The sequence below is a fragment of the Vibrio sp. 10N.261.52.C11 genome (genome assembly GCF_041471405.1).
In the GTDB taxonomy this organism is placed as follows: Bacteria; Pseudomonadota; Gammaproteobacteria; order Enterobacterales; family Vibrionaceae; genus Vibrio; species Vibrio crassostreae_C.
In genome coordinates this window covers 1-13161 of record NZ_JBFROI010000055.1, presented here as the reverse complement: position 1 = coordinate 13161, position 13161 = coordinate 1, and the positions used below count along the sequence as shown (strand labels likewise).

15 protein-coding genes are annotated in these 13161 nt (G+C 46.4%); 8 read left to right on the top strand and 7 right to left on the bottom strand.

The genetic code is table 11. The features are described 5' to 3' along the window. Positions 1 to 33 precede the first annotated feature (33 nt). From trkA to def, 4 genes are all read right to left on the bottom strand, one after another. Complete coding sequence (trkA, locus tag AB4323_RS19340; RefSeq protein WP_004735766.1) at positions 34 to 1410, bottom strand: Trk system potassium transporter TrkA; 1377 nt, start codon at positions 1408 to 1410, stop codon at positions 34 to 36. Positions 1411 to 1520: 110 nt separating this feature from the next. Then, positions 1521 to 2801, bottom strand: coding sequence for a 16S rRNA (cytosine(967)-C(5))-methyltransferase RsmB (gene rsmB / locus AB4323_RS19335; RefSeq protein WP_017058774.1), 1281 nt, complete (start codon positions 2799 to 2801; stop codon positions 1521 to 1523). 92 nt (positions 2802 to 2893) lie between these two features. Further along, a complete protein-coding gene (gene fmt, locus AB4323_RS19330) occupies positions 2894 to 3841 on the bottom strand; it encodes a methionyl-tRNA formyltransferase (protein WP_017063006.1) in 948 nt (315 codons plus the stop codon). Between the two features lie 37 nt (positions 3842 to 3878). After that, complete coding sequence (gene def / locus AB4323_RS19325) at positions 3879 to 4391, bottom strand: peptide deformylase (RefSeq protein WP_017058772.1); 513 nt, start codon at positions 4389 to 4391, stop codon at positions 3879 to 3881. A gap of 140 nt (positions 4392 to 4531) precedes the next feature. Here def and AB4323_RS19320 point away from each other — a divergent pair, with 140 nt between their 5' ends. The 4 genes from AB4323_RS19320 to AB4323_RS19305 are packed head-to-tail and all read left to right on the top strand — an operon-like array spanning position 4532 to position 7788. Then, entirely contained in the window at positions 4532 to 5617 is a 1086-nt protein-coding gene (locus tag AB4323_RS19320; RefSeq protein ID WP_372146177.1) for a LysM peptidoglycan-binding domain-containing protein, read from the top strand. Beyond that, positions 5614 to 6726, top strand: a complete 1113-nt coding sequence (gene dprA, locus AB4323_RS19315; RefSeq protein ID WP_372153133.1) for a DNA-processing protein DprA — start codon at positions 5614 to 5616, stop codon at positions 6724 to 6726. Before AB4323_RS19320 ends, dprA begins: the two co-directional genes overlap by 4 nt. A gap of 3 nt (positions 6727 to 6729) precedes the next feature. After that, entirely contained in the window at positions 6730 to 7206 is a 477-nt protein-coding gene (locus tag AB4323_RS19310) for a DUF494 family protein (protein WP_009848094.1), read from the top strand. Between the two features lie 12 nt (positions 7207 to 7218). Continuing rightward, on the top strand, positions 7219 to 7788 hold the full coding sequence (locus AB4323_RS19305; RefSeq protein ID WP_372153131.1) for a type I DNA topoisomerase: 570 nt from the start codon (positions 7219 to 7221) through the stop codon (positions 7786 to 7788). An 88-nt stretch (positions 7789 to 7876) separates the two neighbouring features. On the opposite strand, the gene AB4323_RS19300 is transcribed toward AB4323_RS19305, so the two are convergent. Together AB4323_RS19300 and purE are read right to left on the bottom strand one after the other, a co-directional pair. After that, entirely contained in the window at positions 7877 to 9007 is a 1131-nt protein-coding gene (locus tag AB4323_RS19300) for a 5-(carboxyamino)imidazole ribonucleotide synthase (RefSeq protein ID WP_017058768.1), read from the bottom strand. A gap of 5 nt (positions 9008 to 9012) precedes the next feature. Then, positions 9013 to 9498 carry a 5-(carboxyamino)imidazole ribonucleotide mutase gene (gene purE / locus AB4323_RS19295; RefSeq protein ID WP_004735777.1) on the bottom strand — a complete coding sequence of 162 codons (486 nt, stop codon included), beginning with the start codon at positions 9496 to 9498 and terminating at the stop codon, positions 9013 to 9015. Between the two features lie 195 nt (positions 9499 to 9693). Here purE and AB4323_RS19290 point away from each other — a divergent pair, with 195 nt between their 5' ends. The 4 genes from AB4323_RS19290 to AB4323_RS19275 all read left to right on the top strand — a co-directional run bounded on the left by AB4323_RS19290 (position 9694) and on the right by AB4323_RS19275 (position 12383). After that, the gene (locus tag AB4323_RS19290) at positions 9694 to 10251 is read left to right on the top strand and encodes an L-threonylcarbamoyladenylate synthase (RefSeq protein WP_004735778.1); all 558 of its coding nucleotides are present in this window, start codon (positions 9694 to 9696) and stop codon (positions 10249 to 10251) included. A 19-nt stretch (positions 10252 to 10270) separates the two neighbouring features. Next, positions 10271 to 11188, top strand: coding sequence for an oxygen-dependent coproporphyrinogen oxidase (gene hemF, locus AB4323_RS19285; protein ID WP_372153129.1), 918 nt, complete (start codon positions 10271 to 10273; stop codon positions 11186 to 11188). A gap of 77 nt (positions 11189 to 11265) precedes the next feature. Then, a complete protein-coding gene (aroE, locus tag AB4323_RS19280; protein ID WP_017067739.1) occupies positions 11266 to 12096 on the top strand; it encodes a shikimate dehydrogenase in 831 nt (276 codons plus the stop codon). Positions 12097 to 12113: 17 nt separating this feature from the next. Then, on the top strand, positions 12114 to 12383 hold the full coding sequence (locus AB4323_RS19275) for a DUF1488 domain-containing protein (protein ID WP_017058764.1): 270 nt from the start codon (positions 12114 to 12116) through the stop codon (positions 12381 to 12383). Here AB4323_RS19275 and AB4323_RS19270 read toward each other — a convergent pair. Next, complete coding sequence (locus AB4323_RS19270; RefSeq protein WP_017058763.1) at positions 12380 to 12925, bottom strand: gamma carbonic anhydrase family protein; 546 nt, start codon at positions 12923 to 12925, stop codon at positions 12380 to 12382. The genes AB4323_RS19275 and AB4323_RS19270 overlap by 4 nt on opposite strands. Positions 12926 to 13161: the final 236 nt, after the last annotated feature.

The window sequence follows — 13161 nt, the reverse complement described above, 5'->3', positions numbered from 1 at the left end:
GAAGGTTGCGAGAAGATACTTACGAGAACAAGGCTATAAGAAGAACGGGCTCGGTTGGAATAGAGACTCAACATCAGGTACGTATTTCTTGTCCACTAGGAACATCACTACGTGGTCATCTTGTTCGATTACGGTTCTATCGTGCGCGATAAGTACTTCTTCTCCGCGAACAATCGCACCAATAGTGGTGCCCGGTGGTAGCTTGATGTCGCCAATCGCTCGGCCAACCACTTTCGATGTGGTTTCGTCACCGTGAGCAATGGCTTCGATCGCCTCTGCAGCGCCGCGACGTAGAGATGATACGTTAACAATATCAGCACGACGAACGTGAGTAAGCAGCGCAGAAATGGTCGCTTGCTGTGGAGAGATAGCAATATCAATCACGCCACCCTGAACAAGGTCTACGTAAGCACCACGCTGAATCAGTACCATTACCTTCTTGGCACCCATTCGCTTCGCCAGCATTGCTGACATGATGTTGGTTTCATCTTCATTGGTTAGGGCAATGAACACGTCCACTTGATCGATGTTCTCTTCGGTTAGCAGCTCTTGGTCTGCCGCATCGCCACAGAAGACGATGGTGTTTTCTAATTCTTCAGACAGCTTTTCGGCACGAGTGTAGCTGCGCTCGATAAGCTTGATGCTGTAGCTCTGCTCAAGGCGTTTTGCCAAGCTTGCACCAATGTTACCACCACCGACAATCATGATGCGGCGGTACGGTTTCTCTAGGCGTTGTAGCTCACTCATTACTGAGCGGATATGGTTACTCGCTGCCACAAAGAAAACCTCATCATCGGCTTCAATGATGGTGGTGCCTTGTGGGCGAATAGGGCGACCTTGACGGAAAATAGCGGCAACACGGGTATCAATGTGCGGCATGTGCTCACGCAAAGCAGACAGTGCGTTACCCACCAGTGGACCACCGTAGTAGGCTTTTACTGCTACTAGGCTAACCTTCTGTTCAGCAAAGCTCACAACCTGCAGTGCGCCTGGGTATTGAATCAGGCGCTCGATGTAGCTGGTCACTAGTTCTTCGGGTGCGATCAGGTGATCGACTGGGATGGCACCTGATTTGAATAACGCTTCTTTCTCTTCTAGGTATTGAGGAGAGCGAATACGAGCAATTCGGTTCGGCGTATTGAAAAGAGAGAAAGCAACCTGACACGCAGCCATGTTGGTTTCATCCATGTTGGTTACGGCAACCAACATGTCGGCATCTTGCGCACCCGCTTCACGTAGTGTGTTTGGGTGGCTGGCATAACCGTTTACAACCCTAAGGTCGTACTTATCCTGAAGTTCACGAAGTCGGTCAGCATTACGGTCGACAATGGTGATGTCGTTGTTTTCACCAACCAGGTTTTCAGCAAGGGTACCGCCAACTTGTCCAGCACCTAGAATAATGATCTTCATAGCCTTTCTCTTATTTTTTGCCGTTGTAATTCTAGTGCTCTCTTTTCGCTTTGGTAATGCACTAGAAAGAAACAGCGGCTAAGAAATAAATTCTTAGCCGCTGTTAGTTGTTATGCCTGTTTTACTAGAACTGCGTAGTAGAAGCCATCCATATCTTCTTCTCCAGGTAGTATTTGACGACCCGGATTTTCGATATCAGACCCAACCAACGTAGCGTTCTCAGTGCGTGCTAGGAATGCTTTCACTTGCAGCACGTTTTCTTGCGGCGTGATAGAACAAGTCGCATAAACCATGGTGCCGCCTTCTTTCAGCTGACGCCACATTGCATCCATAATCTCGCTTTGCAGTTCAGCCAGCGCATCAATGTCAGACGCACGACGTAGCCACTTGATGTCAGGGTGACGGCGAATAACGCCAGTCGCTGAACAAGGTGCATCAAGCAGAATACGGTCGAACTTATCACCCATCCACCACTCTTCAGGGTAGCGAGCATCACCACAAATTACGTCGGCACGCAGTTGCAGGCGCTCAAGGTTATCGTAAACGCGGTCTAGACGTTTGATGTCGCAGTCAATCGCAACCACTTCAGTATCTTGAGTGTGCTCAAGAATGTGTGCCGTTTTACCACCTGGTGCAGCACAACAATCTAAGATCAGCTCACCATCTTTTGGTGTTAGGTAATCAACCGAAAGCTGAGCGGCAGCGTCTTGCACTGATACCCAACCTCTGTCGAAGCCAGGAAGCAAAGTAACATCACAAGGTGCAGCTAATTTTATGGCATCAGCAGCTTCAGGGTGCAATGTGTATTCAATGTTTTCGTTTTTAAGCAGTTCAACATACTCGTCACGAGTGTGGTGTTGGCGGTTAACGCGCAGCCACATTGGTGCCTTACTGTTGTTTGCTTCAACCAGTTGCTCCCATTGATCTGGGTAGCTCTCTTGAAGCATTTTTAGAATCCAGCTTGGGTGGCCGTATTTGCCTGCATTGTGGCTAACGGCTTTCTCGTCTAGTTCTTCTTGGTCACGTAGGTAGCTACGTAGTACAGCGTTGATCAAACCACTCAGGCTTGGACCACGCAGTGTTTTAGTACCCTCAACCGTTTCAGCAACCGCAGCATGCGAAGGGATACGCATAAAGCTTAGTTGGTAAATGCCCACCAAGATTAGGTGGTGGAATACACGCTTTTTACCTTTAAGTGGGTTTTCCATCAGTTCGTTAGCGATTGACTCTAAACGAGGCAGGTAACGAAGTGCGCCGTAGCAAATCTCTTGCAGTAGAGCATGGTCTCGCGGACGGATCGTTTTTTGAGCCGCAGGGAGAGCGTGTGAAAGAGAGTGGCCTTTATCGACAACTTGGAATAGGACATTTGCAGCAGCAGCGCGAACATTCATGAGGGGTACCGAATATTTATTTGAATACATGAGGGCATCTCTGCCCTCGTAAAGGTTTTCTTAGCTGCGTAATTAGCAGCTTTAAAAGCGGATTAAGAAAGCTGTGTACCAACTTCAAACCAGCTTGCACGTGAGTTCAAGATATCCTGAACTGACATGGCTTTTTTACCTGGAACTTGCAGCTGTTCAAGAACAAGTACGCCTTGTCCTGTCGCTACGTAGATACCAGTTTTATCCGCTTGCAGAATTGTACCTGAAGGCTTATCAGAAGTTTGCTCTGCCACACGGCTTTGCCATACTTTGATGCTGTTCTCAGCAGCTTCAAAGTGGCTCATTGGCCATGGGTTGAAGGCACGAACGCAGCGTTCAATATGCGCAGCTTCATCACTCCAGTTGATACGCGCTTCTTCTTTGCTTAGCTTCTTCGCGTAGTTCGCAAGCTCATCGTCTTGCTTTTCTGCAACCGCTTTGCCAGAAGCGATGTCCGCTAGACATTCAACAAGCGCGTCAGGGCCAAGACCCGCTAACTTCTCGTACATTGATGCGCTAGTATCTGTCGCTTCGATAGGCAGCGTTGCGATGCTTAGCATGTCGCCAGTATCTAGGCCGATATCCATCTGCATGATCGTCACGCCTGTCTCTTTATCACCTGCCCAAATAGAGCGTTGAATCGGAGCAGCACCACGCCAGCGCGGTAGGATAGAGCCATGTACGTTGATACAACCTAAGCGAGGCGTATCTAATACAACCTGCGGAAGCAATAAGCCGTAAGCGACAACAACCATGATGTCAGCGTTCAATTCAGCTAGCTCTTGCTTAGCCTCATCTGACTTGAAGTTTTCTGGTTGGTAAACCGGAATATTGTTTTCAAGTGCGATGTTTTTTACTGGGCTCGCAGTGAGTTTTTTACCGCGGCCTGCTGGGCGATCTGGCTGTGTGTAAACAGCAACAACTTCATGCTCCGAAGACAACAACGCCGCCAAGTGACGGGCGGCGAAATCCGGAGTACCTGCAAAGACAATTCTTAAAGACTGACTCAAGGTAGGCTTCCTTCTAATTTAGTAATAGCAGCGGTTATTAACCTTGTTTCTCGTTGAAACGTTTAATCTTCGCTAGCTTATCTTGGATACGTTTACGCTTTAGTGGCGATAGGTAATCAACAAACAACTTGCCTTCTAGGTGGTCAAGTTCGTGCTGAACACAGATAGCCAGAAGGTCGTCAGCGTCGAATGTGAATTCGTTGCCGTCACGGTCTAGTGCTTTAACCGTTACTTCTGCAGCGCGAGGTACTAGAGCTCGAGCGCCTGGTACAGATAGGCAGCCTTCTTCGATTCCATCTTCGCCGCGCTTCTCAGTAATTTCAGGGTTGATAAGCACCATTGGCTCATCACGTGTTTCTGAAATATCGATAACAACGATGCGTTGATGGAAATCTACTTGCGTTGCCGCAAGGCCGATACCTTCTTCGTCGTACATGGTTTCAATCATGTCATCAACGAACTTTTGAATCTCTGGGGTAACTTCTTTTACCGGTTTCGCCACGGTACGTAGACGATCATCTGGTAATGTTAATACTTGTAATACAGACATATACACTCGAAATATTGAACTGTGCCGAAACAGCTTAAACCTTGTTGGCTCAATTCTAGACATTTTAGAGGTCAAATGACAGCATCCTGAAGGTAATTCTCCAATCAGATGTCATATATTCAGACCAAGGAACCTAGGTCATGCGTCATTTTTCCCCCGCTTTATCTCTTATTTGTGCCTCGCTTTCGTTCGCCGCTATGGCTGAAAATAGTGAGCAACCTTTAACCATTAAACAAGGCGCACCCGAGGCGTATGTGGTGGTTAAGGGCGATACCTTATGGGATATCTCCGCGATGTATCTCGATAGCCCTTGGTTGTGGCCAAGGTTATGGCAGGTAAACCCTGAAATAGAAAACCCTCACCTTATTTACCCTGGAGATAAATTGTCTCTGGTTTGGATTAATGGTGAGCCGGTATTGAGTCTTAAACCGGTTATCAAGCTGAGCCCTAAGATTCGTGTCTCGGAGAAGAAAGCGGTGCCAACCGTCAATGAAGGATTGGTTCTTCCTTACCTACAATCTGATCGCTTGGTTGAACTGCAAGATATTCAATCGGCTCAACGAGTGTTAGGAACGAGTGATGGGAAGAGATTCTTATCGGGTGAAGACCGGTTGTTTATCTCGGGCAACCAACAACATCAAAAGTGGGGTATTTACCGCGCCGTTGAAACCTACCAGCGACAGCAACCTCAAGCGAGTATGACCTCGTTGCGTTTGGTCGCCACGGCACGCTTAAAAGAAGTGGACGCTGAGTTCAGTAGCTTACAGATAGAGACTCAACTGCAAGAGGTACTGCTTAACGATCTTGTGTTGCCAGAGCTTGGTGTTGATCAGGTGAAGCTCTCAACCACGTTTTACCCTGCGCCTAGTGCTGCGGGTCAGTTTGCCAATATATTGGGTTCATTAGATGGCAGCCAGTACAGCGCGAAGAATCAGGTAGTGGTGATCAACAAAGGTTCACAGGATAACCTTCGCCAAGGTTCTATGTTTACCCTCAGTGAAAGCGGTGCTGTGGTGTTTGGTAAGCAGGGTGAATACAGCTATAAAGAGTCTGCGGCGAGTAATAAAGTGCAGCTACCAAGTACCTCGCTCGGTAGCTTGATGGTCATTCGTCCTTATGAGTATTTTAGCCTCGCGTTGATCACTCAAAGTTCAAAGCCAGTAAGTAATGACATTGTGGCGGTATCGCCTTTGGACCTTGCAGTGACAGAAGAGGGAAGCGAGTGAATGAAGAGCAACTGATCGCTTGGTTAACGTTAAGTTTTATTCCGCAACTGGGTGGAAAGCGTCTTGCTCGCCTACTCAGTGTTGATTCTCCTTTAAATATTGTTGGTTACTCAGGGCAACAGCTGCAAGCATTGGGTTTATCAACCAAACAAATCTCCTATCTAAGAGAACAGGCCCCAAGAGAGGTAGAGGCTTGTCTCGCTTGGCGAGCTAAACAATCCAACCATCACATCCTGACTCCGAGTTGCCCACATTATCCTAAATTGCTGAGTGAGATTGCTTCGGCGCCTACTGTGCTTTTCGTTAGAGGTAACGTTGAAAAGCTGATTGAACCTCAAATCGCGATGGTTGGCAGCCGTAATGCCAGTATTGAAGGTCTACAGACGGCGAAATCATTCGCTAAAGAGTTTGTACAAAATGGTTTGATTGTCACTAGCGGCTTAGCGCTTGGTATTGATGGTTATGCCCATGATGGCGCTCTAGATAAAGGAGGGGAGACTTTCGCGGTTTTAGGTTCAGGTTTGGATTCAATTTACCCTGCGAGGCACAGAAACCTAGCGGATAGGATTTGTGAGAATGGTGCGCTGATCTCAGAATTCCGCCCAAGCGCAAAGCCACGACCTGAACATTTCCCTCGACGTAACCGTATTATTAGTGGCTTGTCGCTAGGAACCTTAGTGGTTGAAGCGGCTGAGAAAAGTGGCTCTTTGATTACGGCTCGCTATGCCATGGAGCAGGGGCGCGAGGTTTTCGCGCTTCCAGGTTCGATTCATAGCCCAACCAGTCGTGGAGGGAATAGTTTAATCAAAGCTGGTGCATGTTTGGTACAGAGTGCTCAAGATGTTCTGATTGAAATAAAGAGTCTGTTAGACTGGTCTATTGATCAGCAGCCCAGTTTGTTCGAACCTACGTCCAGTATTGGGGAAAATGAACAATTGCCATTTCCACAGCTGTTCGCTAACGTAGGGTTAGAGGCGACACCCGTTGATATTTTGGCACAGAGAACCCATATACCTGTGCATGAGGTCATGATGCAGCTTTTGGAGCTTGAGCTCTCAGGGCATGTTGTTGCAGTTTCCGGTGGCTATATTCGAAAGGGGAGAGGCTAAGCTATGATGATGGACATACTGATGTACTTGTTTGAAACCTACATCCATAGCGATTCTGAATTGCAGGTGGATCAAGATGAGCTGGAAGATGAGCTTCTTCGAGCAGGGTTTCACCAAGATGATATTTATAAGGCTCTCCATTGGTTAGAAGATCTTGCAGCATTGCAAGATACCGAGAACCAAGCGGCGATTAGTGTGTGTTCCAATACCTCGATGCGTATTTATACCAGTCGAGAGATTTCACGTATTAATATGGAGTGTCGAGGTTTCTTACTGTTCCTTGAGCAGATCAATGTACTCACAACAGAGATTCGTGAAATGGTGATTGATCGTGTGATGGGGCTTGAGACCAACGAATTTGAATTGGATGATCTGAAATGGATTATCTTAATGGTGCTATTTAATGTGCCGGGTAATGAAAGTGCTTACACGCAAATGGAAGAGCTGTTGTACACCAAAGAGCAAGGTATCTTGCATTAATACAGGCTTGTCATGAGTAGTAAGATTGATAATCAGCTTTTTTCAGCACATGAACATGCGTTAGAGCATAAACCATGTCCACAGTGTGGTGGGGAGCTTCAGCTTCGCCATGGTAAGCACGGCCCATTTTTAGGCTGTAAGCAGTATCCGAGCTGTGATTACATCAAGCCTCTTCATCAAAATGATGGTCATGTGGTGAAAGAGCTGGGCGTTCCGTGTCCTAAATGCCAAAACGAATTGGTATTAAGGCAAGGTCGCTTTGGGATGTTCATTGGCTGTAGCAGTTATCCAGAGTGTAATCACATCGAATCTTTGGACCAACCGAAAGAACAACCTGAAGAGCAGCCACTTGTTGCCTGCCCTGAGTGTGGTCGAGGCCACTTGGTTGAGCGTAAATCTCGCTATGGCAAAACCTTCTATGCGTGTGATAACTACCCTAAGTGTAAGTTCGCCGTTAATCAGCCACCTGTTATAGGTCGTTGTGAACAGTGCCAGTTCCCGTTGTTACTTGAGAAGAAAACAGCCAGTGGTACCAAGAAGCAATGCGCTGATCGCAAGTGTCACCACATTCAATCTCAATAACTCGATATTATAGACACAAAAAAACGGCGCTCACTGAGCGCCGTTTTTGTATCCAATAAACTTTTTACATCAATAAGCCAATGTAGGCTTACTTCATCTGCTCAGCAAACTCATGCACAGCAGGGTAGGCTTGCTTATCAAGAATCTCAGCCAATGAGCACAAAGCTCTTTGTAATTCTGCGTTGTAGTCAGCGCTCACGTTAATGTGACCCATCTTGCGACCTGCACGCTTTTCTTTGCCATACCAATGAACATGACAACCACCTTGAGCAAGAATAGCCTCAGGAAGAGTATCTTCGCCAAGAATGTTGATCATTGCGGTTGGACGAATCAGTTTAGTGCTACCTAGTGGCATGCCACACACTGCACGTAGGTGGTTTTCAAACTGACAAGTCTCTGCGCCTTGTTGCGTCCAGTGACCAGAGTTATGAACTCGTGGTGCAATCTCATTAACTAGCAGTGAACCTTGAACATCAAAGAACTCAAGTGCAAGCACGCCAACGTAGTCCAAACGTTCTGCAACTGCGGTGAACATGGTTTTCGCTTGCTCTTGCAGTTCAATGTCATCAATCGCTGTCGATAAGCTTAACACGCCGTCGGTGTGAACATTTTCAGCCAGTGGGTACACTTGAATCTCGCCATTAGCGCCACGAGCACCAACCAGTGATACTTCGCGATCAAACGGAACGAACTCTTCAGCCACAATGGCTTGGTTGTCTGTTGCGGCGATGCACTCGGCCATTTCTGTCCAAGTTGCGTCAACATTGTCTAATGTTTTTAAGCGCCATTGACCTTTGCCATCGTAACCACCAAGTGTGCTCTTCAATACCATTGGTAAGCCAACGTGAGCGATCGCAGCGTCAAAGTCTTCGCGAGAGTTAATCACGTAGTATTTGGCATTTTTCACATTTGCTTCGTCTAACAGGGCTTTTTCAAGACGACGGTCACCGCCGGCTTTAATTGCTTCTGTTGTCGGTAAGAACTTACCGCTGCGTTCACACACCTCAAGTACATCGTGAGGAATATGTTCGAATTCAGCAGTAATGACGTCCGCACGCTCTATCGCATTTTCTAAGCCGTTACCTAGAATCGCTTGCGTTAATGGGTGAACAATATTTTTGCTGCCAACATCAAAAGCAGAAATTTCAATATTCAGCGGCGCCCCAGCTAGGGACATCATGCGAGCAAGTTGGCCCGCGCCTAACACAAGAACATGCATGGAAATTAGTCCTCTGCAGGGTTTGGATTAGCCAAAACCGTTTCTGTTTGCTCAGAACGGAATGCTTCTACTTTTGCCATTACTTCTTCATTGTGTGTACCAATGATTTGAGCCGCTAGGATGCCTGCATTGGCAGCGCCAGCTTCACCGATAGCCAAAGTACCTACCGCGATACCTTTTGGCATCTGCACGATAGAAAGCAGAGAGTCCATGCCTTTCAGTGCTTTAGACTGAACTGGAACACCCAGAACTGGTACGCTTGTGAAAGCAGCAGCCATGCCCGGAAGGTGCGCTGCACCGCCAGCACCAGCAATAATTACTTTAATACCGCGCTCTTTCGCACTGGTTGCGTAGTCTGCAAGCAACTGAGGTGTGCGGTGAGCAGAAACCACTTTTGTTTCGTACGCCACGCCAAACTGATCCAACATTTCTGCAGCTAGCTTCATTGTTGGCCAATCAGATTTAGAACCCATGATAATACCGACAGTCATCTCAAACTCCTTCAGGTACGATTTAATTAGTGATTAGATATTTTGCGCGCATTATACGGGTAAAATTACTTAAGGAAAACGTTTGCGTCAGTCTAAGTTGTTAATTGATACATTTTATAAACAAATAGCTTTAGTCACAGTGAATGATAATTTGTACACTTAGCGAGTTCGATAACTGACTTAATGAGGCAACCCGTGGATAACTTTCAACATACTTTGCAGGCATTACAACAAGGTGAAGTCATTGCTTACCCGACTGAAGGCGTTTTTGGGGTCGGTTGTGATCCCGATAATCCACAAGCCATTAAGAAATTGCTCGATTTAAAACAGCGGCCGATGGAGAAAGGGTTGATCCTAATTGCTGCGAGTTACGAGCAGTTGCTGCCCTATATTGACGAAAGCCAGTTGACGGAAGCGCAGTTAGCGACCGTAAAAGCAACATGGCCGGGACCAGTGACTTGGATAATGCCAACCAGCAGTAAAGTAACTGACTGGGTCAGTGGCCAATTTGAATCCATCGCGGTGCGAGTGACGGATCACCCTTTAGTTCAAAGAATGTGTAATGAATTCGGTAAGCCGTTAACCTCGACCAGTGCTAACCTGACAGGTGAACCGCCTTGTATGACGACTGAAGAAGTTCAACAGCAACTGGGTCAACATTTGGTGGCTATTTTAGAAGGTCAAACGGGTGGTCGTGAGAAGCCAAGCGAAATTAGAGATGCAAAAACGTCGAAAATATTAAGACAGGGTTAAACCCTGCAAAGGAAGAAAGATGTCAGCAATTGATAAAGAAGCAGTAAAACAGTTTTTACTGAGCCTACAAGATTCGATTTGCCAGCAGCTTGAGCAAGCTGATGGTACTGCATTGTTTGAAGAAGATGCATGGCAGCGTGAACCCGGCGAGCGCCTTGGTGGCGGTGGTCGAACTCGCGTGATGACCAATGGTGCGGTATTTGAGCAAGGTGGGGTTAATTTCTCTCACGTAGCGGGTAAGGCAATGCCTGCCTCTGCCACGGCTCATCGCCCTGAATTAGCTGGACGTAAGTTTGAGGCAATGGGTGTCTCATTAGTTATCCACCCTAAAAACCCATACATCCCAACCTCACACGCGAACGTCCGATTCTTTATTGCGGAAAAAGAGGGGGAAGATCCGATTTGGTGGTTTGGTGGTGGTTTTGACTTAACGCCATTTTATCCTTTCGATGAAGACTGCCAATCTTGGCATCAAACCGCTAAAGATCTTTGTGCGCCGTTTGGTGATGATGTTTATCAAGAGCATAAAGAGTGGTGTGATAAGTACTTCTATCTTCCTCACCGAGACGAAACACGTGGTGTTGGTGGGTTGTTCTTTGATGATCTTAACGAGTGGGGCTTTGAAAAGAGCTTTGCTTATATGCAGGCGGTCGGTGAAGGTTTTGCAGCCGCATACTTACCAATTGTAGAACGACGCAAACAGACGCCTTATGGTGAGCGCGAGCGTGATTTCCAACTTTATCGTCGTGGTCGCTATGTTGAATTTAACTTAGTCTATGACCGTGGCACTCTATTTGGTTTACAAAGCGGCGGTCGTACAGAGTCTATATTAATGTCGATGCCGCCATTGGCTCGCTGGGAATACCGCTACGAACCGCAAGCGGGCTCACCAGAAGCTCTGCTTTATAGTGACTACCTCAAACCTCGAGTTTGGTAGTTCTTCCTTCCTTATAGGGATAGTGATAGGGTCATCTATATAGATGACCCTTTTTATTATTTCTGTTAGGTAAGGATATGACACAGCAAGTAGATCGTTATGCCGTTTTCGGTAATCCTATTGGGCAAAGCAAATCGCCATTCATTCACACATTATTTGCTCGCCAAACCAGCCAACAACTTACCTATACAGCATTACAGCCAGAGCACGGTCAATTTATCACTGCTGCCAAAACCTTTTTCAGCGAAGGTGGTCGAGGGTGCAATGTCACAGCGCCTTTTAAAGAAGATGCCTATCAGTTAGCCAATCGCCTAACTGAGAGAGCTGAACTAGCTGGTGCCGTAAATACCCTTAAGAAGTTAGATGATGGAGAGATCATTGGTGATAACACCGATGGTGAGGGCTTAGTTCAAGACCTGCTTCAACATCAAGTCACGCTAAAAGGAGCACGTGTTCTTCTTCTTGGCGCTGGTGGTGCTGCGAGAGGAGTGATTCAACCTCTTCTCGACCAAAAGCCACAACAGCTGGTGGTCGCTAATCGAACCAGCTCCAAGGCTGAACTTCTGGCTGAGATGTTTTCGTCGCATGGCAACATCAAGGGGATGGGGCTAAGTGATGTTAATGAAGGCTTTGATGTCATTATTAACTCTACCTCATCTGGTCTAAGCGGGCAGCTTCCTGAAGTGTCTGAGGTGATTTTCAATTCTACTAGCGCCGTTTATGACATGGTTTATGGATCTGGAACGACGGTATTCAATCAATGGGCATTAGATAATGGTGTTCATGCTGCTTATGATGGTTTGGGTATGCTAGTGGGGCAGGCAGCAGAAAGCTTTATGCTTTGGCGTGGTCTTCGTCCGGGAACAAAACAGATTTTAAGAGAATTACGTAAAAATCTAGAGATGTAATGGGGTGTTTATAAAAAATGAATCAATCAATTCTATTTCCTGATATCCAAGATTGGGATGAAGAGAGCCGAACAATCACGTTCCCAGCACAACAGTCGGGCGCATTGATTGAATGTGTCATGTCTATTGAGGAATTATCACGATTGGCAGGTAAAGATATAGAAGAAGGCGATCAAGCTTTAGTTATCTTTTCAGAGTTACGTTTCGATATTGAAGAGCTAGCGGAAGAGTTAATAGAAGAAGAGGAGTATGACTCCTCTAATCGGATTCAGATCAAAGCGCTTTAGACTGAAATTACAGAGTCTAGATAGTCATTTTTATTCTGAACGTAGTTGTCTGCAGACTTCTGTAGAAAGGCACGCTCTTTATCATTTAATGGACGAGCTTGTTTTACTGGGCTTCCTACATAGAGGTAACCGCTTTCAAGTACCTTGTTTGGTGGCACTAAGCTACCAGCACCAATCATCACTTCTTTTTGGATAATCACGCCATCCAACACGATCGCTCCCATACCAACAAGTACACGATCCTCAATAGTGCAGCCATGCAGCATTACTTTATGCCCGATAGTGACATCATTACCTATTAAGAGAGGATAACCGTCAGGGTTTTCAGCATTCTTATGGGTGACGTGCAAGACACTACCATCTTGGATATTCGTTCTCTCTCCAATATGAATGTGGTTCACATCCCCTCGAGCTGCAACCAAAGGCCACACGCTAGAGTCGTTACCGATTTTGATATCACCAACCAGTACTGAACTGGTATCTATATAGACACCTTGCCCAATCTGAGGGGATATTCCTTTATAACTGCGTATTGAACTCATAAATCCTCCTTTATATAGGCACCTTAAGCCCTTAATTAAGAGGAATACTAGTGAAAATGGGGTGTTTTGAACAAAAAACGCTCGAACAATCAAAAAAGTAAGAAAAACTTCAAAAAGGGCTTGCCAGTGTGATCGAAATCTCTATAATGCCACCTCGCTGACACGGGATGGCTTCGTAAGAAACCAAAACGAATCAGCAGGTCAAATTAGCCAAGCTAAGCGCTTGAAAAAAGTTT